The 23939-nt window shown below is 42.8% G+C and carries 22 protein-coding genes and 1 tRNA gene; 15 read left to right on the forward strand and 8 right to left on the reverse strand.

The window, feature by feature from the left end:
• Positions 1-77: 77 nt before the first annotated feature.
• Genes H7844_10410 through argS form a run of 3 tightly spaced genes read right to left on the reverse strand, consistent with a single transcriptional unit; the run spans position 78 to position 3939 of the window.
• Positions 78-1841, reverse strand: coding sequence for a serine protease (locus tag H7844_10410; GenBank protein MEO5357696.1), 1764 nt, complete (start codon positions 1839-1841; stop codon positions 78-80).
• 6 nt (positions 1842-1847) lie between these two features.
• Entirely contained in the window at positions 1848-2222 is a 375-nt protein-coding gene (locus H7844_10415) for a hypothetical protein (GenBank protein ID MEO5357697.1), read from the reverse strand.
• Between the two features lie 46 nt (positions 2223-2268).
• On the reverse strand, positions 2269-3939 hold the full coding sequence (argS, locus tag H7844_10420; protein MEO5357698.1) for an arginine--tRNA ligase: 1671 nt from the start codon (positions 3937-3939) through the stop codon (positions 2269-2271).
• Positions 3940-4107: 168 nt separating this feature from the next.
• Here argS and H7844_10425 point away from each other — a divergent pair, with 168 nt between their 5' ends.
• Genes H7844_10425 through H7844_10435 form a run of 3 tightly spaced genes read left to right on the forward strand, consistent with a single transcriptional unit; the run spans position 4108 to position 7232 of the window.
• Positions 4108-4977 carry a diguanylate cyclase gene (locus H7844_10425; protein MEO5357699.1) on the forward strand — a complete coding sequence of 290 codons (870 nt, stop codon included), beginning with the start codon at positions 4108-4110 and terminating at the stop codon, positions 4975-4977.
• A 14-nt stretch (positions 4978-4991) separates the two neighbouring features.
• Positions 4992-6749 (forward strand): type IV-A pilus assembly ATPase PilB, encoded by a 1758-nt coding sequence (gene pilB, locus H7844_10430; protein ID MEO5357700.1) that lies wholly within the window; start codon positions 4992-4994, stop codon positions 6747-6749.
• 27 nt (positions 6750-6776) lie between these two features.
• Positions 6777-7232 carry a cyclic nucleotide-binding domain-containing protein gene (locus tag H7844_10435; protein MEO5357701.1) on the forward strand — a complete coding sequence of 152 codons (456 nt, stop codon included), beginning with the start codon at positions 6777-6779 and terminating at the stop codon, positions 7230-7232.
• Here H7844_10435 and H7844_10440 read toward each other — a convergent pair whose 3' ends face one another.
• Positions 7233-8756 carry a glycosyltransferase family 39 protein gene (locus H7844_10440; protein ID MEO5357702.1) on the reverse strand — a complete coding sequence of 508 codons (1524 nt, stop codon included), beginning with the start codon at positions 8754-8756 and terminating at the stop codon, positions 7233-7235.
• 307 nt (positions 8757-9063) lie between these two features.
• Here H7844_10440 and H7844_10445 point away from each other — a divergent pair, with 307 nt between their 5' ends.
• Positions 9064-9519: a prepilin-type N-terminal cleavage/methylation domain-containing protein gene (locus H7844_10445; protein ID MEO5357703.1), complete on the forward strand. Its 456-nt coding sequence runs from the start codon at positions 9064-9066 to the stop codon at positions 9517-9519.
• Positions 9520-9850: 331 nt separating this feature from the next.
• The gene (locus H7844_10450) at positions 9851-11677 is read left to right on the forward strand and encodes a glycosyltransferase family 39 protein (GenBank protein ID MEO5357704.1); all 1827 of its coding nucleotides are present in this window, start codon (positions 9851-9853) and stop codon (positions 11675-11677) included.
• A 25-nt stretch (positions 11678-11702) separates the two neighbouring features.
• Here the strand turns inward: H7844_10450 and H7844_10455 are convergent, their stop codons facing one another.
• Genes H7844_10455 through H7844_10465 form a run of 3 tightly spaced genes read right to left on the reverse strand, consistent with a single transcriptional unit; the run spans position 11703 to position 14120 of the window.
• Complete coding sequence (locus H7844_10455; protein MEO5357705.1) at positions 11703-12599, reverse strand: GGDEF domain-containing protein; 897 nt, start codon at positions 12597-12599, stop codon at positions 11703-11705.
• Positions 12600-13136 (reverse strand): 4-vinyl reductase, encoded by a 537-nt coding sequence (locus H7844_10460; protein MEO5357706.1) that lies wholly within the window; start codon positions 13134-13136, stop codon positions 12600-12602.
• An 18-nt stretch (positions 13137-13154) separates the two neighbouring features.
• A complete protein-coding gene (locus tag H7844_10465) occupies positions 13155-14120 on the reverse strand; it encodes a chemotaxis protein (protein MEO5357707.1) in 966 nt (321 codons plus the stop codon).
• A 175-nt stretch (positions 14121-14295) separates the two neighbouring features.
• On the opposite strand from H7844_10465, the gene H7844_10470 reads away from it, so the two are divergent.
• From H7844_10470 to H7844_10515, 10 genes are all read left to right on the forward strand, one after another.
• On the forward strand, positions 14296-14730 hold the full coding sequence (locus tag H7844_10470; protein ID MEO5357708.1) for an Hsp20/alpha crystallin family protein: 435 nt from the start codon (positions 14296-14298) through the stop codon (positions 14728-14730).
• Positions 14731-14756: 26 nt separating this feature from the next.
• The gene (locus H7844_10475) at positions 14757-15239 is read left to right on the forward strand and encodes a metallophosphoesterase (protein ID MEO5357709.1); all 483 of its coding nucleotides are present in this window, start codon (positions 14757-14759) and stop codon (positions 15237-15239) included.
• Positions 15240-15423: 184 nt separating this feature from the next.
• The gene (locus H7844_10480; protein ID MEO5357710.1) at positions 15424-16059 is read left to right on the forward strand and encodes a hypothetical protein; all 636 of its coding nucleotides are present in this window, start codon (positions 15424-15426) and stop codon (positions 16057-16059) included.
• A gap of 211 nt (positions 16060-16270) precedes the next feature.
• Positions 16271-17080 (forward strand): heme-copper oxidase subunit III, encoded by an 810-nt coding sequence (locus H7844_10485; protein MEO5357711.1) that lies wholly within the window; start codon positions 16271-16273, stop codon positions 17078-17080.
• 6 nt (positions 17081-17086) lie between these two features.
• Positions 17087-17938, forward strand: a complete 852-nt coding sequence (locus tag H7844_10490; protein ID MEO5357712.1) for an SCO family protein — start codon at positions 17087-17089, stop codon at positions 17936-17938.
• Positions 17935-18912, forward strand: coding sequence for a cytochrome c oxidase subunit II (gene coxB / locus H7844_10495; GenBank protein ID MEO5357713.1), 978 nt, complete (start codon positions 17935-17937; stop codon positions 18910-18912). The genes H7844_10490 and coxB overlap by 4 nt, the downstream gene beginning before the upstream one ends.
• 46 nt (positions 18913-18958) lie before the next feature.
• A complete protein-coding gene (locus tag H7844_10500) occupies positions 18959-20551 on the forward strand; it encodes a cbb3-type cytochrome c oxidase subunit I (protein MEO5357714.1) in 1593 nt (530 codons plus the stop codon).
• Positions 20508-22019 (forward strand): cbb3-type cytochrome c oxidase subunit I, encoded by a 1512-nt coding sequence (locus H7844_10505; protein MEO5357715.1) that lies wholly within the window; start codon positions 20508-20510, stop codon positions 22017-22019. Before H7844_10500 ends, H7844_10505 begins: the two co-directional genes overlap by 44 nt.
• A 50-nt stretch (positions 22020-22069) precedes the next feature.
• Positions 22070-22789, forward strand: a complete 720-nt coding sequence (locus tag H7844_10510) for a Crp/Fnr family transcriptional regulator (protein MEO5357716.1) — start codon at positions 22070-22072, stop codon at positions 22787-22789.
• 101 nt (positions 22790-22890) lie between these two features.
• Positions 22891-22963: transfer RNA gene (locus tag H7844_10515), tRNA-Ala, on the forward strand.
• A 617-nt stretch (positions 22964-23580) separates the two neighbouring features.
• Here the strand turns inward: H7844_10515 and H7844_10520 are convergent.
• A partial coding sequence (locus tag H7844_10520; GenBank protein MEO5357717.1) for a hypothetical protein occupies positions 23581-23939 on the reverse strand: 359 nt, incomplete at its 5' end.

Consider the following 23939-nt stretch of genomic DNA (forward strand, 5'->3'; position numbering starts at 1 on the left):
CAGCAAAATGCAGAAATTATTAAGGTTTGTATAATAGTTATAAGAAGTCTTAACAAAGCAATCCTCGTAGTTTAGCGTTAAAAATCGTAATGGTTGTTGGCGTCACGGCAGGTGTAACCCTTAAGATTTCGCTTAGGACTGGTAGTGCCCTGAAAACATGACATCCCTATAGTTTCACATGTAGCATTAGAGCCGCTTATTGTCAGTACTATTTTTAGTCCGTATGCTACGTCGGTTCCGCTTATATCACCGGATATATCGACGGAGGTTGAGCCGGATTTAATACTTTTGCCTGTGAAAGTTAACAATGCTGTTTTTTTGCCGGCTATCGATATGGTTTTAGTTTTTGCCGACTGGGAGGGAGACGAGGATGAGTTGTTTGACATAACTGTAAATGTTGCCGTGGCGGTATCCGTCGTAGTGTTTGAGAGCCAACAGTAGGAAATTGCAGCGGAATTTGTATGTAGATAAGGCATATTGTACGTAACCGTTGAACCGGCGTAGGTGGAAGATGAGCTAAGATATGTGGAAAGTCCATAGTTGTATGATTTGGCAAATTTACCATAGACGCCGAGCCTTGCGGAGCTGCTACATGTTTGATTTTGCTGTCCGCCATACAACTGACCTACAACCTCACCGGTGGATTTTAGCATAAGAGGGGAACCGGATGAGCCATCCTCGGTTATTCCTGAGTTCCAGCTTACTGTTACAAAATCATTATTATTTATACCACTCCACGTATAACCTGTGGAAACACTGCCCTCGGATATTCTTTCATAACTGCCGGCAGGATAATGAATCCCTACCACTGTGTCACTGATGTCGTCTGTGGTCCAGCCAAGATAATAAGTGCCTGAAGGTGGGCTGCTATTTAGCTTAAGCAGTGTAAAATCAGTGCCGTCACTTGCAGATTTTCCTGTAACATATTCAGCACCGCTAACCTGTGTGGTACTGGAGACACTCGGCGCTGAGCCGTTACAGCTACTGGTTCTGTAGCCGAAATACGCAATAAGAGAGGATGCCTCACTGTTGGAAGATATACAGTGGTTGGCGGTGAGAAACCAGTTTGTATTAGAAGCGGCTGAGTCGGCTATCATAGCCCCGGAGCAAACATACCCCCCACTGCTTTTTTCAAAGTACATTAAGGCTACGGCGTTTTTATACGTAGCGGCGGCCGCTGATGAGCAATTCACGTCAACATTGCACGATAGTGCCGATGATTTTGTTGCGGAACTTAACGGATTAGCAAAACCATAACTTATTTTATCAACTATAAGATCTGCGGCGTCTGTACCCTCACCCCCCATAATTTCCAGAAAAAGAATCTCCCCTTCAACAACAGGCCCCCAGAAAGCATCGCTGGAGTCGCCCTCTACCGGCCCATAAGCAGATGATTGCCCTTGCAGACCATAGACAAAGAGGTTGGCATTTGCAGGAATTTTCTTAAAGTGTGCTCTGATAAAGACTGCATCTTTAGCGTATATGGCTGCACGTTTTGAACTTAAACCGTCTTTTGTTTGTAAATCTCTGAGGTATGGTGTAAACATGGATTTCCCTGCCTCAGGGATATCAACATGTGTCGAAACCTGGTACAGCTTAGTGCCGTTAGATGATTTAGACTTCAACATACCTATCTTATCGGTTGGAATCGGCACTGTCAGCAGTTCAGAGCTAAGAATTTTTATATCGTAATTAAGAGTTTTTATATGTGGGTCAGTTTTTTTAGGTGTTGTGGAAAGGAGTTGGCTTGGTGGTACGCTGAAAGCTTCAACAAAAGTGACAAATAAAAAAAACACCATAATTAAAGCTGCTAACCGGCTTATCTTTTCGTTAGATAACATCAGATGTCACTTTCGTAATCGATGAGCGTCTTTGCTTTTGCGCTCTTTGGGGTACACGCCGAAACGAGGGTCGTTTCTGAGTACAATTTCAGCGATAAGTGTCGCCGCTGATTCAAAATCCTCGGTTTCTTCCGGCAGATACAGCCATTTTTTTAAAACAGGATGTTGTACTACCGTGTCAAATTCCTTTATGATGGATTGGTGGTATTGTTTTTCGGTTGGGATCAGCAATCCGTTCCACGGCTCCTCACCGGATGATATTACTAAGGCGATTTTCCCATAGAGATAGCAGGCAAGGCAGCCAAACATATGCTTCTCTATATAGCTTGGCTCTGCCTCTAACGGCTCAAAAATCCATCGCAGCGGGTGTTGTTTTTTCATATTTTATCGCTTATGCCATTTTAAACCGTTTGAAACTGCTGAGTTCTTACATTTTTTCCGGGGCTGTTATCCCGAGAATCTTTAGCCCTGCCTCAATTATTATCTTAACAGACTCACATAGTATAAGTCGTGCATGGGTCAGTCTGAGTGCTTCCGGTCCATTGTCGGTGCTTTCAGGGCTAAGTATCCGGTACTTATTGTAGTAGGGATGAAACATGCCGGAGAGTTCCTGAAGGTAGAAGGTTATCCTGTGGGGCTCACGTGCACGGACTGCGTTTTCAAATATCAGAGGGTAGAGAATGAGTTTTTTTATGATTTGGAGCTCCTCCGGTTTATCCAGAGCTGAAAGATCAATATCCATATCTCTGAAAGACGTTTGAACGTTTCTCTCTGTTGCTTTATTAAATATGCTGTTTATCCTTGCATATGCATATTGAACATAAAAGACAGGGTTTTCGGCTGATTGTGCCTTTGCTGCGTCAAGGTCAAACTCCAGTTGGCTGTCAGGTCTCCGTGTAAGAAATATAAACCGTGCGGTATCAGCTCCTATTTCATCCATTAAATCCTTAAGAGTGATAAACTCACCGGCACGTTTGGACATCTGAACCGGCGCACCACCCCTAAGCAGCGACACCATCTGAACCAGCAGCACGGTAAGTTTTGAGTCGTCAAATCCAGCCGCCTTGATTGCCGCCTTTACGCGCGGTATGTAACCGTGGTGGTCTGCTCCCCAGATGTTTAAACACTCGTCAAACCCTCGTTGGAATTTCTGTATATGATATGAAATATCAGAGGCAAAGTACGTGTAGCTGCCGTCGCTTTTTATTATAACTCTGTCTTTTTCATCGCCAAGGGCGGTTGCCTTAAACCAAACAGCACCGTCTTGTTCATAGATATACCCACGTTGCCTTAGCATCTCAATAGAGCCGGTAACTGTACCGCTGTTAAAGAGTTCCCGCTCGCTTTGCCATCTGTCAAAGGTTACGCTAAAGCTGCTTAAGTCTTCCTCAATCCACTTAAGCATTTTTTTATACGAGTAATCAATAAAAACAGTTGAAACATCCGTAAAGTCATTTTTTAACAGAGAATCACCATGGCTTTCTGCTATCTCCTTTGCTATGACCTCTACATAATCACCCCTGTAACCATCCTCAGGAAAGGGATATTGTGAGTTAAACAGTGAGTGATAAATAGAAAAAACCGATTGGCCGAGAAGGGAGACCTGCCTGCCTGCATCGTTTATATAAAACTCTTTTACTACCTCAAAACCGGAGGCTGACAGAAGATTGGCAAGTGCTGCACCGATGGCGGCTCCCCTGCCATGTCCCAAATGCAGTGGTCCTGTGGGGTTAGCGCTTACAAACTCTATTTGTACTTTCTTCCCAGCCCCCTGCTCCAGTCGCAAAAAGCTCTCACTGTCGTTATAGAGCAGCTTTAAACGATTGTAGAGAAAGGCACTCTTAAGGTGAAAGTTTATAAATCCGGGACCGAGAATCTCTATTTTTTCAAACATACTGTTTATCTCAGTGTGAGCGTTGAGGTTTGAAATAATAGCCTCGGCAATTTTTCTGGGCGGTGAGTTTAACTTACCGGATAAGTTCATGGCTACAGGAGTTGAAATATCCCCCTGCCCCTGCCGCCTTGGCATCTCCACCTCGGCAAAGTCTAAAGTAACTCCCATGCCTTTAACTGCATCCAATATGAATTTTCCTATCATGTGAAACAAGTTCCTTTTCTAAATGTATTTACCTGATAAGGTAACATAGTCTTCTTTATTGAGGCAATTGCGATGATTGTGATTTAAATCAGCCGTATTGACTATTTAATCTTATTTTGTTAAACTGCAATGAGTGCTTTGTAACTGAGGAGAGGCATTGTGAATATAATGACGGATATAAACATACATTCTGTTTTAGACCACCTTAACGACGGCCTGTGTCTGCTGGATTCAGAAAGAAAGATAATATTTTGGAACAGAGCTGCAGAGACAATATCAGGATTCAGTAGTTCCGAGGTTACAGGTAATCATAATACGCAGAGCATTATTACTCATGTGACTTCAGACGGAGTATTGTTGGCAAATGAGACTTGTTTGCTGACAAAAACTTACAATGACGGAGCAGAGCGGGAATCGGAGGCTTACATCCGGCACAAGGACGGGCGGCATATATACGTGCACTCCCGCATATTTCCACTTTGGAGTAAAGACCGTTTGGGTATTGTAGGGATAGGCGAGGTATTTACCGACAGACGGCCCCTTCACAGAGGCACAGAGCCGGTCTCCATTTGCACAAGGGAGTGCTGTGAGAGTATTCTTCAGGCAAAACTGGACACACTGAATAAAACAGGGATAGCTTTTGGGCTTTTTCTAGTTGCAATTGACCAGATAGAGGGTAACACAGACACTTTGGGTGCAAACTCTGAGGCTGGAAATGATGAAATTTTGGAGATGCTGAGACAGAGGATTGTAAAGGCAATACGGGGAAATGACAAGATTGGTTTATGGGGAACATATATATTGATGGTTATTACCAATAATGTGGAGGACAGTAACATCAGAATGATTGGTGAGCGTCTCTTTAAAGTTGTTTGTGTAAAAGAGGTGTCGGTAAATTCAGTTTCATTTACACCGACTGTTTCTGTTGGGGCAACTGTGGCAAATATTGGGGATACAGTGACCACAATCATAAAAAGGGCTGACAGAGCTATGAATCAAAGCCTTACCTCCGGTGGAAACCGTATCAGCATAATTTAGGAGACAGCAATACAATGGCAGCACCTACAATACCAATACAAGGCCAGCTTTTAGTACAGGCAGGGTTGGTCACGGAAAAACAGGTAATGGAAGCATTTGAACTTCAAAAATCAGAGGGTAAGCGTCTCGGCTCTATGCTGACAAAACTTGGACATATAAAAGAAGAGGACCTTGCAGGGTTTTACAGTAAACAGTACAAGGTACCTTTCATCGATATGAGTAAATATCAGATAGACCTTGCACTTCTGAAAAAAGTGCCTTTTGAAAAAGCCAGAAAACACGTAATGATACCTATTACCATGGAAGGCGAAGCTCTGAGGCTTGCCATTGCCGACCCCTCAAATAATCCTGCAATTGAAGACGTAAAATTTATTACAAGAATGAAGGTGGCGGTGCATGTGGCAACCGAGTCGGCTATTATGCAAGCCATTGAACAGAATTATCCTAAGGCTGACCAGCAGAAGCTGGTGCCTGAGGGAGCCAGAGGAGGCGCTAAAACAACCCTGGATATGTCGGAAATTAATAAGCTCCTTGGCAAAGTTACTCAAAATGTCACCATTGTTGACCAAAAGGAAGAGAAGATTTCACTGTCTGAGGCAGGCACTGCTCCTATTATACAGTTGGTAAACGGTATTTTGATGAATGCTATAAGTGACAGGGCAAGTGATATCCATATAGAGCCGTGGGAGAAGGAGCTTCGCATCAGATACAGGGTGGACGGTGTGCTGAAGCAGGCTTTCCCCCCGTTTCCCGATACCATTAAGAATCCCCTTATCTCAAGAATAAAAATAATGTCCCGTCTTGATATATCTGAGAGGCGTATCCCTCAGGATGGAAGAATAAAGCTGAAATATGAGGGTGGTGAGGTTGACTTCCGTGTGTCAACTTTGCCGTTACAGTTTGGCGAGAAGGTTGTTATGAGGCTTCTGGATAAGTCCAACCTGAACCTTGATTTAAGCATTCTGGGTTTTGACGAAACACAATTGAATGATTTCGTTGAGTCAATAGAAAAACCATTTGGAATGGTTCTGGTAACCGGACCTACCGGAAGTGGCAAGACAACCACCCTGTACTCAGGGCTTTCACATCTGAACAAACCGGGGGTGAACATAATGACTGCGGAGGACCCGGTTGAGTATAATCTTGCAGGTATTAATCAGGTGCAGGTAAAGCCTGAGGTGGGGTTAACGTTTGCAAACGCCCTGAGGGCCTTTTTGCGGCAGGACCCTGACATAATACTGGTTGGTGAGATTAGAGACCAGGAGACTGCCGAGATAGGTGTTAAGGCTGCACTAACAGGGCATCTGGTTCTAAGCACCCTTCACACAAACGATGCACCGTCCACAGTCACAAGGCTCTTAAACATTGGAATAGAGCCTTTTCTTGTGTCATCATCCGTTGTACTTATCGTTGCACAGAGATTAGCAAGAAGAATTTGCAAGAAATGTAAAATAGAGGATACAAACGTATCTGAAAAATTGCTGCTGAAAGCCGGTGTATCTCCGGATGAGATAGCAGACTTTAAATGCTTTGTCGGCAGCGGCTGCCCTGAGTGCGGTGATACCGGCTATAAGGGCAGGTTGGCCCTGCATGAGGTCATGCCGATGCGTAGTGAGTTAAAAGAGGTTATTCTCAGTGGGGGAACTGCTGAGAGCATCAAGCGGGAGGCTGTAAAGATGGGCATGTTGACACTGCGGCAAAGTGGTTTAAAAAAGGTTAAACAGGGGCTTACCTCTGTGGAAGAGGTCTTTAGAAACACCATTGGTGATTAAAATGCTGTTAAAAACGAGGTTAATATAATGGCTAAACTTGTTACGTTGCTTGAGGTACTTTCAGATGAAGACATACAGTGGCTTCTTTCAACCGGTGTGGAGGAGACAATCGGACCTGATACTGTGGTCATCAAAGCAGGGGAGTATATTGAATACATCTATATAGTGTTGGAGGGATCGTTGGGAGTGTTTCTTGCAAAAGGGGAGAAACAGATAAACACTGTGGGCCCGGGAGAGATACTTGGGGAGATGTCCTACATCGAGGATACACAAACATCCGCCACTGTCATTTCTCTTGAGACTACCGTGCTCTTAAATATTTCAAGGGAATCTCTGGATAACAGGATAAGCGAGGAGCCTGATTTCGGAAGGCGATTGTATAAGGGCGTCAGCATTGCTGTTTCACAAAGACTCAGGCAAGCCATGCTGCGGGTGGATTATATGCTTGATATGATAGAAAAAGCAAAAATATGGCATATATAATTACAAATGTTTGTTTTTGCAAATAACATAAGATGACCCGTCAAGCACTTTTCCTCTATAAATTTTTTGTACCATATCACTGTTTGAACACAGCGTGGTATCTGTGACTATAGCATCAATCCATGGTCTCTCTCCGTGTTTTCCTCTGTCAACAAGTATGTACATATTTTTATTTTCTTTATTGATTTTATGTTTAATCTCATGTAGTGACCCAAGCATGTCCACGGTAAGCGGAGCAATGGAGAGTTGTGGAAAGGTTTTTGAGTATATTTCGACAACCGTCCCGGGAAGGCCCCATCTGGGATCATAAATTAAAACCCCTGCTTCCAGACTTTTTAATTTATCCAGCATTTGATAGACTCCGAGCCCGTTTGCCCAATGAGCCTTTGTCTCGGTCATAGATATATCGCTCTGTCCGTATTTTAACAGGCTGGAATAATTATTCCATGTCTGACAGAGACCTGTTAAAATTAAAATCGCCCAAAAAACAACGGCATACTTAGTGAATTTCAATTTCTCACTGACCAAAGCCATGGATATGGCAACCGGAAAGTACCAAAAATATAAACACATCCCAAAGTGGCGCATGAAGTTAGGCTTGAGGTATATAACGGCTGCCATAAAAGAACATATCCACAGTGAAACCAAAAGTAAGAAAGACAGCGGCTTTTTGCGTAAAAACCAAAATCCTGCAGTTACAAGAAGAAAGTAAAAAAGCACAGCCCACGGGTAATCAATAAACAGGGTTTCAGAAAAGTAGAATTTCAGATTTCCAAACCAATCATGGAAGGGAAATGCAAAGATTTCCGTGTTTGTCCTTATCTGGGACTGGTAATTAGATGCGGCTTTAACCGCAGCATATTTAGAGGGAATCCACAAAGGAGTCAATAAAACCGATAAAGTGGTAATAAGAAAAAACTTTCCAAAATAAATCATGAATTTACTTTTTAGTGTGTCCAAAAACTCTCTGAAGGTTTTACCTTTAGCGCATATAAGCAGAGGGATAAACACAGCAAAAGCAAACCATGCCTTGGCGGACTCTTTTGTTGCCGTCATGGCAAGGCAAAACAGTAATGACAGGATGCCATGATAAAACCTGCCGTCAACCATATAGCGCCAAAGGAAATACAGAAAAGCAATACCGAATCCATACATATAAACCTCGGCAATAGCAATAGCATTAAAATAAAAAAAATAAGCTGAAAATAACATGAGATATGCAAAAAACACAGCCGCCTCCTCTGTCCAAATCTCTGCAATAAGCTTCTTAGCAAAATAAAAACCACAAAAACCGACAATTACAGAACATAATCTTACACCCCAGACCGGGTTATCAGTAACACTCACGGTTAATGATGTAATCCAGTACTGAAGGGGATCCTTGTAGTCGCCGAAAAATGAACCATCCATGGAGACATACTTGTAGTTTTCCCAATCTCGGTGCATCAGCTGCGCATACTGGGCATAGTTAATCTCATCATTATGCGGCACAAAGAGAAACATTCCCGAAAAATTAACTAACAAGTAAACCCCGTATAATAAGGCGGCTTTACTTTTAAAAATTCTTTTCAATTTTATCTTGTTTGAAATCATATCAATTTTGCAGAAAAATCTATCCAACTCCTTGTTTTATAAGGATGTATTTATGTTGGTTATTATACTGGCTATTTATGTTGAGATTGTCTCGCCGCTTGCGTTTCCACCTAAAACCAAGTTGCGTACTTCTGACTACAGCTTGGTATAAGATACCACTTTTCACCCCTTTTGTAAATCTCACCATTGTTATGTTATTATTCCACAGAGGCAACGAATATGAAGGAGGGTGAAATAAATGGAAAAAGCGGATAACAAACCGGCGCTAAAGGGGAATAAGGGTGGTTTTACACTGGTGGAGTTACTGATAACTTTGTTAATAATGGGAATACTTGCGGGGATTGCCGTACCCATATATTTAGGGCAGAGGGAAAAATCTATAAATGTGGAGGCTCAGGAAAATCTCCTTGCACTCAGACAGCTTCTGGAACAGTATTATAACGAAAACGGTTGTTACTACAAAACAGGCGGTGCCTGTAGTGATGCAACTTTGTACTTCAATCAGACTTCAAACACTATTCAGACCAGTTTGCCGGGATTTAGGCCTGGCAATGCCAGTGCGTTATATTTCAGCTATAATATTACCACCAACACCACGGCCACCAGGTTTGTGGCAAGTGCCGTCAGAACCAGCTCAAACGGTGGAAACATTATTTTTAATATTAACCAGGACAATAACAGGTCAGGGTTCTGATAACATGGCAATGGGCAAGACAATCAAACCGTTGTGACTAAGCGTACAGCTAGTGTCTAATTGCAAAAGTAATAGATATTTCAAATAATTCTGATTAATTTTTTAAAAGAGGAGATTACCACGTCGCTGTGCTCCTCGTAATGACGGATAGAAACGTCAACGCACAGCCCAGCGCCGTCATTGCGAACCCCAAAGGGGTGTGGCAATCTCAGCCCTTAAAGGTAAAACTCATTGACAACGAAATTTTGCAAGCCAATATAAAAAGGATATAACTCTGAAAAACTATCGCAAACTTCTGCAATTAGACACTAGGATTGTCATAGCTCTGTCTTTGTCAGCTGTTGCCGTGGCGGCACACTGGCAGCTGAGAAGTAATGGATTTATTAATTGTGACGATCCGCTGTATGTACTCAATAACTCACATGTAAACAAGGGCCTCAGGCTGGATGAGATACGGTATGCCTTATTTACCACCTTTACAGGCTACTGGCATCCGCTTACGTGGCTTTCCCATATGCTTGACGTTGAGCTCTTCGGTTTAAACCCGGCAGGGCACCATTTGACATCCCTGATATGGCACACCATTAACACCGTTGTGCTGTTTTATCTGTTGACCCGCTTGCAGCTGGGTGTTTATGAAAGCGCCTTTGCTGCGGCTCTTTTTGCACTTCACCCGGTAAATGTCGAGTCCGTGGCATGGGTCTCTGAAAGAAAAAATCTCCTCAGTACTTTTTTCTGGTTTATGGGTATTTTGGCCTATTTAAAATATGTGGAGCAACCTCAAGTGTTACGATACTTACCGGTTTTTGGTTTTATGGTTTTGGGACTCATGTCTAAACCTATGGTTGTAACCTTTCCGCTTACTCTGTTAATTCTTGATTTCTATCCTTTGAAGAGGGTTAGTAAGAGGGTTTTTGCAGAAAAAATTCCACTATTTGTGTTAACTCTTATCTTTAGTGTTTTTACCGTATATGTTCAGCGTACCGATTATGCCCCAGGTCCGCTGAGTTCATTGCCTATCACCAAGCGATTAGTGACTGCCGCCACATCATACCTCGATTATCTTATAATGACATTTTGGCCTTTTAACCTTGCCATGCCGTATCCATACCCTGAGGTAGTACCACTGTGGAAGATTGCGGTCTCTGTGGCGGTTCTTTTTGTTATAACCTCTACAGCATACAAATACAGAACAGCACGGCCATATATTGCAGCAGGGTGGTTGTGGTTTACTGTAACGCTTCTGCCCGTGATGCGTCTTATACAAAGCGGCCGGGAGGCTATTGCGGACAGATACCTCTACGTGCCGCTTGTTGGGCTCTTTGTAGTGATTGTCTGTGGTGTGAGAGACTTAGCCGACAGATACAGAGCCGGCAGAAATGTGGTGTTAGCCGTATCCCTGAGCGTGTTAGTTTATCTGCTTTCTATTACATGGAATCAAACGGCACTTTGGAAAGATTCAATCACCCTTTTCGGCCATACTGTTAAAGTGGTCAAAGACAGCTATATCGGCTATAACAACTATGCTGCGGCATACAAAGAGGCAGGGGATTCTCAGAGGGCGGTTGAACTGCTTAGGTTGGGCTTTGCCGTCAAACCGGACTCAATGGAGCTTATATGTACTATGGGGTTGACTTTAAAGGATATGGGTAAGTATGAGGAGTCAATTCCGTATTTAAAGAAATGTCCCCCTTTTATGGCAGGGGATGGGGAAGCTGTTTTACATAAAATGATGGGTATGATTTCCTTTAAACAGGAGAGGTATGCTGATGCTGCGGCAAACCTTGCGCTTGTTATATCAAAACATCCAGGAGATATAGAGGCAATTAATGTTCTTGGCATTACGCTTATGAAGTTAAACCGTAACGAGGATGCAATCACTGTTTTCAACAGGGGGTTGGAGATTAAACAGGGCAATGCCGGTTTTCATTTTAACAAAGGTCTGGCCTTAAAAACTATCCACAGACTTTCCGAGGCTGTGGCTGAATTCAGCATGGCTTTAAGTCTTGAGCCCGGCTCCACTCTGATACTAAACACTCTCAAAAGCGCTGAGTCGGAACTATCCGCCATAAGAAATACAGAAAAACCCGTTGAGAGCCGCTTTAGGGGAGCGTATGCCCCGGAGCTTGTGACAAAGTCAACAAAGTTAGACAAATGAATTAAAATTGGAATAAGAGATAAAATTAACCGGCAATACAGACCCTGTTGCGGCCTTTGTGCTTGGCATCATACATTGCACCGTCAGCGCGGCTAAGCAGGGTTGCCTGTACATCACCTGTCTTGTTCTGGCTGACTCCGACGCTGGCCGTTATAAAAAATTCCTCGTTTTCATAGATAACCGGTGTTTCAGCCAGAGTGGTTCGTATCCGCTCAGCCACAGCCGCAGCATCGGACTCCCCTGTCTCAGGCAATACTATGGCAAACTCCTCTCCCCCGATTCTCCCTATAAAATCATTAGCTCTGAGTCCCGAGGTCTGCACAACGGCCGCCAAAGTCCGCAGTGCCTCATCCCCCGCCCCGTGCCCCCGCGTATCGTTGACTAATTTAAAATGGTCAAGGTCTATCATCAGCACGCTGAACATATGGTTATAGCGGCGAGCCCGTTCTAACTCGGTTGTTAAGAGTTCCATAAAATAGCCGCGGTTATTCACACCGGTCAGGGGATCGGTGTGTGCTATTTTTCTGAGCTCCCGCTCCCTGAGTTTGAGCTTGCGCATGGATTCATCCAACTGCTCCACCATCACATTAAATGCTGCCGAGAACTCCCCCATAAAATCAACCCGCTGCGTAAAGTCCCCCTTTGCAATTGCTTTGGTCTGCCATGTAAGGTGGCGCAGTGAGGCCTGTAATCCCTTTATTGTTCCTGCAATATAGCCTTTTTTATGTACCGGATAGGCAAGATCACCCACAGATGCAGCCATTATGGCATTACGCACCTCCAGCAGCGACTCGTAAATATGCTCAAAACCCTCTACTTCTGACAGCTCCTTTGGAGGCTCCTGTGCTACCACTCGCCCGTCAAGCAGATTCTTCAAAGACCTGATTGCCTTATCAAGCGTATATGACAAATCCACAGACACCTATTTCCTGCTCCCTGAGTTTTCCGCCTTTGCCGAGAACCGGCAGGTACGATCTCCGGTACACCAGCAGTCTATTTCCTTAACTTTGAACTTCATTCCTGTGAAACTCTCCAGAAGTGCTGCAATAAATCCCTCGTCATAAACACAGACCTCGTGGTCAAGCTCCGGAAGCCCTGAGCAGTCAAGGTCCTCTGAGACGGTAAGAACAAACTCACCGGTTTCCACATCCGCCTGTTCAAGCCGTAATATGCCGATTCCCATATCTTTCAAAACCTGTTGAAGCTCACGGACAAACTCACCCAGGTCTGAGGTGGGCCTCAGCATGTTGGCATAAAACTCTCTGCCTGAGAGATTGCCCGCTTCATAAAAAATCTGATCTGTCTTTTCCGTTCCAAGGTGCTGCTCTAAGACATCCCGAAAGGTAAACAACAGCAGACGATATACCTCAAGGCGGGTCTTATTGCCCAGATTCGGACGCCCTGTGGCAATATCACCCAGCAGCTCCCATGAAAACTTATACTTCCTGTCACTATTCATTGCATCACTCCTTTTGCCTCAGTTAAGAGAGCCTGCTCTGTTGTTTGCCAATGAGAAAATCCTTTCACGAACTTTGACGGCAATAATGTTTGGATCAAATTTTCCGAGAAAATCATCGGCTCCCGCCTGCATTGCTTTTCCCACATTCGACTGCCCTGTCATGGAACTGTGTAAGAACACACAAAGCCCGGAAAGTTTTGGATTTTCTTTTATTTTCCGCACAAATGTAAAACCGTCCATTCCGGGCATTTCTATATCTGAAATTATCAGATGGAACCTGTCGGTTATAGCTACAGTGTCTTTTGAAAAATCCTCCAGCAGTTGATACGCCGTTACGGCGCTGTCTAAAAGTGTATATGTTAATCCCAACTGGTCTAACACATTCTGAATCATAGTTCTTGCCGATTTTGAGTCATCAACCACAAGTACGTGATATTCCTTAAATTCTATACTGTCTGTCTTAATCTCTTCTCTCAGCTTTTCTGAAATATTACCTTCTATTCCGATTATCTCATAAAGGATTTTCTCTATATCAAGAATCTGCACAGCCTTGTCATCTTCTATATAGGTAAGGGCTGTAAGATATGCCGATTTACCTATCACCGAGGAAGGACGCTTGATATCCGCCCAGTTTTTGTTTATCAGGGCGTTGGGCTCTTTAATCAAAAAACCATGCACACTTTTATTGTATTCGCATATTATTATATAGCTTATTGTGTTTTTATAATCAACACTATCCATCCCAAGCGCTTCCGAGAGGTCTATTATTGTAATGGCTTTTCCCCTGAAATTAATTGATCCGTTTACAGAGTGGTGAGAGTTAGGCATCTTTATAATTTTAGGTGGACACTCAATCACCTCGATTATCTTAAACACATTTATCCCGTAGAGTTGATTATCTGTTAAAAAAAAAGTGAGCATCTCCATCTGGTTTGATGTGGCCAGATTTGCCCGCTGAAAAACCTCCTCCATTAACTCAGCCATTTATATCCTCCCTTACTTAATTTTTTTGTAACTGTATATCTTATACTTTTAAAGCTACTCCAGATTAATTATAGCACATTGAATTTTAAAGGTTATACATGATACCATACGGATATGGTCTGAAGCAGAAAAAATATGCTTTTTTAGTTAGTTTTTTTTAGAAGGAGGGCACGGGATGTCCGGTAAGTATTGGGATGATATGGAAGAGTTCATGTCTATACATGAGAGAGTGAAGAAACTATTTCACAGCACAGGGGATGAGGCCGTAACTCAACAGCCATGTGCGTGGAGTCCGCCTTTTGATATATACGAAACAGAAAGAGATTTCATGGTAAAAGCCGATATCCCTGCAGTTAGTGAGGATGAGCTGTCCATCAGAACAGAAAATAACCTGCTCATAATAACGGGACAGAGAAAGCCCGGCACTGATACCGGTAAAGAATTCTACCACTGCATGGAACGGAACTTTGGAAAGTTTATGCGTTCTTTTCTACTTCCAGATACGGTTGACTTTAACAATATTAACGCCACACTGATTGATGGTGTGCTGAGCGTTATTCTTCCAAAGATTGATGACAAGGATGCTGAAAAAAATAAGGTTATAATTTAGAATTATTATATAGTGCGGAAGGTGATATGCTTGTTGGGGTAATGAGCGACTCACACGATAATATGGATAATTTGAAACGTGCCGTAGATTTATTTAATAAAAGAGGGGTTTCAAAGGTGCTCCACGCCGGTGATTTTACCTCCGGCTTCACATTCAGAATACTTAAAGATTTAGAAGCTGAGTTTACCGGTATCTTTGGGAATAATGACGGCGATATATACCTGCTGAACAGACATTCAAACGGCAGAATCTATAAACAGCCATGTGAATTAGTTCTTGACGGCAAAAAGGCTGTCATGATTCATGAGCATTTTTTAGTTAAAGCACTCACACACTCAGGGCTTTACGATATTGTCATATACGGACACACACATGTGGCGGTACAGCAAAGAACAGGTTCTACCCTTGCACTTAATCCCGGGGAGTTATGCGGCTGGTTACATGGTGCAGCCACTGTGGCTCTTTTAGATACTGATACACTGGATACTGAGATCATCAGACTGTACTGAGCAGGTGCAAATTGAAAAGAAACTTGTATTTATGCTACTATCAAACGGTGATTATTAGTGCACAAAAGCCATTTACATACACTGTGATTAAAGTACAGACAGGTTTTTGAATCGAGAGCCTGAGCATATGTACAGGCTTAAACCATAAAATGGAGGTAAAAATTTAATGTTCAGAGGAGAGTTAATGAGAAAGCAGCACGATATGTACAGGGTAAAAAAACTGAGAGTTTTCTTCTGGTTGTTGGCTGTTTTGATAGCCCTATCTTTTACGGACCAGGTGTTTGCAGAAAAGGGCACTGTTGCGCCTGATCCAATACAGCCGTCTGAATCCGTCACAAAGGACCTAAAGGACACCGATGGCCCAAAGCCCTCAAAAGAGGAGACAATTGCCTATATACAGGAAAAATGCGATAACATGAAGTTCTATGACGATAAAATTATTGACAGAGTGTATCTTGAGGGCTGTAATCTCATCCTTTTAGGAACAACAGGTAAGTTTGGGGAAAAGGATAGTGCCAGAGTGAAAAAGACTGTACCGTTGGCTGATATGGACCCCGGTGTCATCAGACTTGGTTTTGATCCTGCACGTGTCATGTACACCGGATTTATTAACTCCGGAGTTCAGGTTAATTCAAGAAATGAGGAACGTAAGATATCTGTAGTCAGAGAGAGTTATGATTCTGACGGTAAGTACAGAAAAGAGGAAATTAAGGAAGTCAGTGCTACCTTCCACTGTAAGAATGAAACCATGGCGCAAAAAGTGGCAAAGGCGGCGGCTCGTTTAATAGAAGTTTGCGGCGGTAAAAAAGAGCTGTTTTAGAGTTTTATAAAAAAATATTTCAGCGGCACTTTTATATCTTGACAAAGCATAGCAGACTTATGTAAATTTACTGTGACTAAAGTAGTATATGAAAAAATAAAAAGGTCCTATTAAAGAGACCTGAGAAGTGGAATGTAAGTCCAATAATATACGAATAGTGCTCCAGGGTGGAGTTTTAGTAAATATTTGGAACTGAGTGGAGGGTTTAGATATGGAAAATATCGCACATGGTGGATACCATGATTCCGGTGATATTCATCACGAGGTAGAGTTAAGTCCCTGGCCTCTTGTTACTGCTTTGGGTAGTTTTCTTATTCCAATTTCGTTTATGCTTACGTTTTCGTGGGGTATGTCACATTTGGGTCTTCTTATGGCAGGTGTTGCACTTGTTGTTCTTATAACAGGTCTTTTCGGGTGGCTTTCCGAGGTGCATGCTAAAAAAGGTGAAAACAAAATAAGCATGACGGCGATAATTATATTTATCTGTTCTGAGGTAGCGCTTTTTGGTGGGCTCTTTGGTGGATATCTATACACTTTGCTCCCGTCTGAGCTCTGGCCCCCTGCCAGCACTCCAGCCGGTGTGCCCCCTATGGGACTGGCTGTTGTCATGACCATATTTCTTATATCTTCATCGGCCACCATCCACAGTGCTGAATCAAAACTTGAAAAGGGTGATTCCGGCGGCGCATCTTCAGGGCTTATATTCACTTTCATTTTAGGTTTCGCATTTGTAGCTTGTATGGCTTATGAGTGGCACCACTTGATTTCCACGGGATTTTCAGTTTCTACAAATGAATATGGTATGTTTTTTTATCTTATAACCGGCTTTCATGGCTCTCATGTCATTGTTGGCCTGATTATGCAATTGTTTGTTCTTACAATGGTAAAACGCGGCAGGATTTCAAAAGACAGACACGTTTTTGCAACCGTAACCGGCCTGTACTGGCACTTTGTTGACATAGTCTGGCTGCTGGTTGTTTCGTTGATATATATAATTCCTTACGTTAAAACCGGTCAATAGGCTGGTATGCACATATTGTTTTTTATTCTGCTGCTTTTAGCGGCCTCTCAGGCGGAGGGCTTTGTGCCGGGCACGGGTGATTCGACCTTTGACCCTAAATCGCTCAGCATAAATGAAGACGATTTTCTGGGGAAAATAGTCCCTGATATAACATTTACTGATGAAAATTCAAACCGGTTTAAGCTGTCGGATTTTTCAGGTAAACCTCTGATACTCTCTATCATATATTACAATTGCTACCAGACATGCCCGGTGTTAAATGAGGGATTAAGTGCTGCCTTATCAAAAGCAAACCTTCGTTTAGGTCAGGACTACAATGTAATCACGCTGAGTTTTGACCATAAAGAGGATGTTACTTTAGCCGCCCAATTCCGTAAGAGCCTCAATATAAAAATGAAGGGTGAGGTTCCCGGCAATTTTGATAAGTGGATTTTTGCTGTAAGCACTGAGCGGGAAATAAAAGCACTTACTGAGTCTGTGGGCTACAGGTTTTTCTTTTCTGAGCAGGACAAACTCTTTGTGCATCCAAATGTTTATATTTTTCTATCTCCGGAGCGCAAGATAACAAGGTACCTTTTCGGACTATACCCGCCGGCGTTTGACGTAAAAATTGCTTTAATTGAATCAGGCAGGAGTAAGATTGGGAAGTTCCCGATAGTAGGCGCAGTGGCGCTTGCCTGCTATAAGTATGATACAAAGATCAGGGGATACCGTCTTAATTTACCTCTGATTTTCGCCTCAGTTGGCTTTCTGCTGGCTCTGCTGACAGGGCTTATAGTGTTTTTATTTTCCAGAAATCTGAAAAAAAAGAAAATGGCTTATACTAAGCCGATAAATTTTGAAGGAGGTTCAGAATGAACAGGTTCATTGCATTTGTTGCCTCACAGCTGGTTTTTTTTGTATTACCTGCGCTTGTAATGGCTAAAGAAAGAATCAGCGATCCGGCAAAGGGCTGGGACAACCACTATAATTTGTGGCTTGTAATCTCAATTATTATATACCTGATTGTTACTATTCCGCTTATTTATTTTTCGTTGAGGTACAGAAGGAAAAAGGACAATGAGACAGGAGCATACATTGAGGGTAACGTCGGACTTGAAATAACATGGACGGTTGTTCCTTTCATAATAATTGCGCTTATCGGTGTTCACTCATGGGCTCTTTTTAACGATTACAGAAATGTTCCAAAGGATATTTTTGAGGCCAAAGCGATAGGGCAGTCATTTTCCTTTGAGATGATCTCCCCGGAGGGGATTAAAACACTCAATGAGCTCAGAGTGCCGGTGGGTCCGGTAAAAGTGCTCCTTAACAGTAAAGATGTTATCCACAATTTTGCAGTGCCGCATTTCAGGGTTCGTGAGGATATGGTGCCCGGGCGTGAGACATATCTTTGGTTTAATGCCAAGGACCCCGGTGAGTATGAGGTATTCTGTGCCGAGTACTGTGGGGTGGGGCATTCTAAAATGCTTGGTAAGGTGATTGTGCTAAAACGTGAGGACTATGATGCGTGGGTGAAGCTCAATACAGCAGCGGAGTCAGCGCCATTACCACCTGAGGAAAAGGGCAAAAAACTTGTTGAATCCCTAGGGTGCACAGGATGTCATACGGTAACAGGTGATAAGAGTGCAGGTCCAACATTTAAAGGGCTTTTTGGAAGCAAGATAGCTTGCACAGACGGCACAGAGGTTGTTGCAGATGAGATGTTTATAAAGGAAAAGGTAAAAAACCCTCAGGCTAAGGTAGATAAAAACTACACGCTAATGATGCAGCCTAACAGCTTAATGGATGAGGAGCTTAATGCCATAGTGGCATATGTAAAAACATTAAAATAATAAATTTATTAGTGAACGAAAAAAATTATAAGGAGGTTAACAGATAATGAATGAGCCTAAGGGATTTAAGTCGTGGCTTTTCACCACAGACCATAAAAAGATAGCGATAATGTATCTTGTAACTGCAATGGTGTTTTTTGTAGTCGGGCTGTTGCTGGCAACAGTGATGAGAACAGAGATGCTTGACCAGAGCAAACAGGTGATAATAGGGCCGGAGCTCTATAATGTGGCATTTACAATTCACGGGGCCGCCATGGTGCTTTTTTGGATGATACCGGTAGTGTTAGGGTTCTTTGCAAACTATTTGGTGCCTCTTATGATAGGAGCGCATGATGTGGCATTCCCGCGGTTGAATGCGCTAAGTTTTTGGTTTTATGTGGGGGCGGGGCTTATAGCTGTGATGGCTCTCGTTATGCCGGGAAGGCTTGACATTGGATGGACCGGGTATCCGCCGTATTCCCTAAAAACATCAGCCAACACGGCATTTTACGTTTTTGCCGTTCACATGCTTGGAGCGTCAAGTATTGCCGGCGCTGTTAATTTCATTACAACAATAATAACAATGAGAGCGCCCGGGATGACCTGGGGCAGGCTTAACCTAACCGTGTGGGGTCTTTTGGGGGGTTTTATAATTCAGTTGATAGGAGTACCGGTGCTTGCGGCGGCGGTAACTCTTCTGCTTTTTGACAAGTACCTTGGCACATCTTTCTATGATGCTTTCAAGGGCGGCTCCCCAATCCTCTACGAGCATCTTTTCTGGTTCTATGCCCACCCGGCCGTCTATGTTGTAGCGCTTCCGGTCTTTGGAATAGTATCGGATATTATCTCAACATTTTCACAGAAGAAGGTCTATGGTTATACAAGCATGGCCATTGCCATTATGATTATCACAGTGCTTGGGTTTGAAACATGGATACACCACTTGTATGTTGCAGGCACGGTGAACTGGTCAAGAGTGGTTTTCATGTGGGCAACGATTTTAATTGGTGTTCCTACCGGAATAAAGACTTTCAACTGGTTGGCCACCCTTCATAAGGGCTCTATTGATTTAAAAACCCCGATGCTCCATGCCCTTGGGTTTATATCACTTTTTACGATAGGCGGTGTAACCGGTATTGCCAACGGCTCTCTTGGTTTTGACATCCACGTGCATGACACCCACTGGGTGGTTGCACACTTCCACTACGTGCTGGCAATTAGTATGTCCATGCTGTGTATTGGTGGAATTTACTATTGGTTTCCTAAATTTACAGGGAAGATGTATAGTGAGCCGCTGGGGAAATTCGCTTTTTGGCTTACACTGATTGGGGCTATGATAGCTTTTTTACCGCAGTTTCATCTGGGCTTAGACGGAATCCCCAGGAGGTACTGGAAAGTGCCGATAAGGTATGCAGGAGAGATGAGAATAGCTTCCATTTTTTCCTACATTGCAATACTCGGGTTTGTGCTGACAATAGTTAACTTCATAAAGTCAGCCATAAGCGGCCCAAAGGCCCCGTCAAATCCATGGAATTCAAAGTCACTTGAATGGCAGATTCCCTCGCCGCCGCCTTTTTATAATTTTGAGAAAATCCCTGTGATAACTGAGGGACCGTATGAGTACGGTAAACCTGAGGAGCCGGTTAAACAGGGGCATTAAAAAGTTAAACACAGCTTACCCCAAAGGAGCAGCCGGAGTTTCCGGTACTCCTTTGGGGCTTCCAATAAATTACAGGGTATGTTATAGTAGGGATACATTAATTGTTTTTTTTAACGGGAGGTGTTTAAGAGGCGTGGACAGGGTATCTCTTGTCAGAGGGTGGTTGTTTCTCGGCATATCGAGTCTTGTTTTTGCAGGGTTGCTTTCGGTAATTCTGGTTTTTTCAAGGACCCCTTATGTGCAAAATATATTTCCTTTGATTAAAGACTTCAAAGTGGCTCTTGTGGTGCATGTGGATTTATCCGTGCTGATATGGTTTGTAGCTTTTGCCGGTGTTTTGTGGAGCACCTATGGGAGTGGGAGGTTATTATGGTTAGGGTATGTGTCATTGTTTTTCTGTGCATTTGGGACACTGACGATAGCGCTTAGTCCGTTTTTAGGCTCCGGCCATGCTCTTATGAACAATTACATACCGGTTTTAAATGAAAAGTTTTTTTTGGCTGGTTTAATTATTTTTTTATTTGGCTTTTTTATTCTCTCACTGCGGAGTTTAATAGTGATAAGGGTGCAAGAGGCCTTCAAAAGTTTGGATGCCGCAGTGCAGCTAGGTCTTAAACTGAGCGGCTTTATAGGGATTATGTCAGTGCTTGCAATAGTTTATACATACTTTAAGATACCCTCGGGACTGGATGAGACAAAGTACTATGAGATACTGTTTTGGGGAGGTGGGCATATAATGCAGTTTATGCACACATTGTTAATGCTGATAGCGTGGGTACTGCTGGCCTGCAAGTGCGGCATTGACTTTCCTAAACTACCGTCCTGGTTTTTTAGTGTTGTTTTTTTGGTTGTTTTTATCGGCTCTATGGTAAGTCCCTGCATTTTCATGACCGCCGCTGTGGAAACCGTGCGGTTCAGGGAGGCATTCACTACACTTATGGAGTGGGGGATTGGTTACTCTGTGGTAATAGTGGCGCTAATGGTACTTTATGGTTTAATAAAGAGAAAAGAGAAACACAATAACCATCTGCTTGCAGCACTTATGAGTTCTGTATTATTATTTGGTGCCGGAGGGATGATTGGATATTTGATAAATGGCGTAAACGTAACGATACCAGCCCACTATCACGGGGCGATAGTGGGAGTAACGCTTGCCTATATGGGGCTTACTTATTTATATTTGCCGGGGTTGGGGTTTAGTAATGTAACAGTTAAGTTGGCGGCATTACAAGCGTATCTTTATGGTGCAGGGCAGTTGATGCATATTTCAGGGCTGGCATGGGCGGGAGGTTATAATGTGCAAAGAAAGGTTACAGGTATGGAGCAGGGGCTTGATACGGTAAAAAAAATTGCCGGCATGTCTCTTATGGGTTTAGGGGGTGTTGTTGCAGTGTTAGGAGGTTTTTTATTTCTTTATGTTACGCTAAGAGCGTTGCGTAGAAGCGGCACAGGTGGAGCCGGAATTTAGCTGTTATTAACAGCAAAGACAGCGTAGTAAAACACAATGGGAGGTTGGAGATGGTAAAGGGTGATAGTACAAAGAAAAGACAAAAAGCACACAGTTGTAATAAAGATCAACTCCGCCTGCTTCCATGTCTTTCTGAGTTTAGTGATGATGATCTTGACGATATAGGGAAAAAATCATTTGTCAAAAAATACTGTAAAAATGATTTTGTTTTTCTGGCATCAGATGAGGTTAAGTTTTTCTTTATTATAGAAAGTGGCGCAATAAAACTTTATAAGAACTCTGTAGAGGGCAGGGAAATAGTAATTAGAGTGATGGAGATGGGGGAGCATTTCTGCTGCGCACCTATTTATGTGGATAATAAAAATATGGTAAATGCCGTAGCAGTAGAGGATACAACAGTGCTGGCGATACCGGTGGATGATTTTACAGCTATGCTGTTTAACGGTCTGTCTGATTTTGGATTAAAAATATTAAGAACCCTTTGTTCACGTGTCAAGCACTTATCGTCTATAGTTGAAAATATTACTTTTAAAGATGTAGAGATGAGAGTGTTAAAAGTTTTGGTAGATTCAGCGGACCGTAAAAATCCTGAAGCTGAGACCGTCCCTCTGACCTTAACTCATCAGGAAATAGCCGCCATGACGGGAACAGTACGGGAGGTGGTTTCACGGACGATGAGCAGGTTAAGGAAATGCGGCATTGTGACAAGCGGCAACCAGAGAGAGTTTATAATTAATAAGTACCTTGCTGCAGAGCATTTAAAGTCATAGAGCTGCCAACCTGCTCAAATAATTGATATTGTGCTGCGGAGTTTACACGGTTTAATGAAAATTGCATTAAATACAGTAAATATGTTAAACAATACAGGCTTGGGCGGTTAGCTCAGTTGGGAGAGCATCACGTTCGCAACGTGGGGGTCGGGGGTTCGAATCCCCTACCGTCCATTCAAAATATCGTTATAAATCAATGGGTTACCTTTCCAAAACCCCCTAAAATACCGTCACCAAACCGTCACCAGCTTTTTTTAGCATTGTTTTTCATAGCTGTTTTTTCTTTTTTTTGACCATGAAACTTAAAGAAAATTACTCAGAAAAATACTCATTAAAGTATCGGGTAATTACTCTCTGTTTGATTTTGACTTTCCGGTAAATCTTGGGAAACGGATTAAATAAAATAAATTGTCTATATATACCTGTTTTAATGTCCTGAATGTCCTGACCGATTCCTTAAAGTTAACACATGAGATTGAAATATCTATACTGCAAAAACCACCGACAAAACCGACAAAAGTCTTAAAGCGGCATTATCTCTTAGCTTGCAGAGGTGTTACTTATACCGACAATTACCGACAAAAGTATTGGGGTACATAATCAGTCGGTTTCAATTTGTAGCCAACGCAAAATTGCGTTGGTTAACTACATAGCGTAAAAATATATTAAATATCGTGAAATGGCAAAATAAGTGGCAATGTCGCATAGAGCAAGGAAATAAGCCGGTTTATACCATGCAACATATAAAAACAGAAGTGGCAGTATGTTGCAATGTTGCAGTAAGTCGCATTTTATAGCTGCGGTTCACTGAGCAGCCGTCCGTTATAATCCTCAAAGTCCCTCATACGGATTACAACCAAATCGTTATCATGCCTTTGGCCGTTAACATGAACCACCACTAAAGGAGTCTTACCCTCTGGAGCGTTCCTGATAGCCTGAGACATCCACTCAGAAGCAACAAATTTCTGCCGTGATTTCACCTCTACAGAAAAGACAGGATGTGATATGTCCTCACCACCTAAAACGCCTCTGCGGTCACCTGAAATCCGTTTAGCGATAGCCCTTTCTGTAGTCTTACCACGGTTACGGTTTTTAATTGGGGTCAGGCAGGATTTAGTCATCAGCCCTGCGCTCTCTTGTATGTGTGATA

It is taken from the genome of Nitrospirae bacterium YQR-1, from assembly GCA_039908095.1.
GTDB lineage: Bacteria > Nitrospirota > Thermodesulfovibrionia > Thermodesulfovibrionales > Magnetobacteriaceae > Magnetomonas.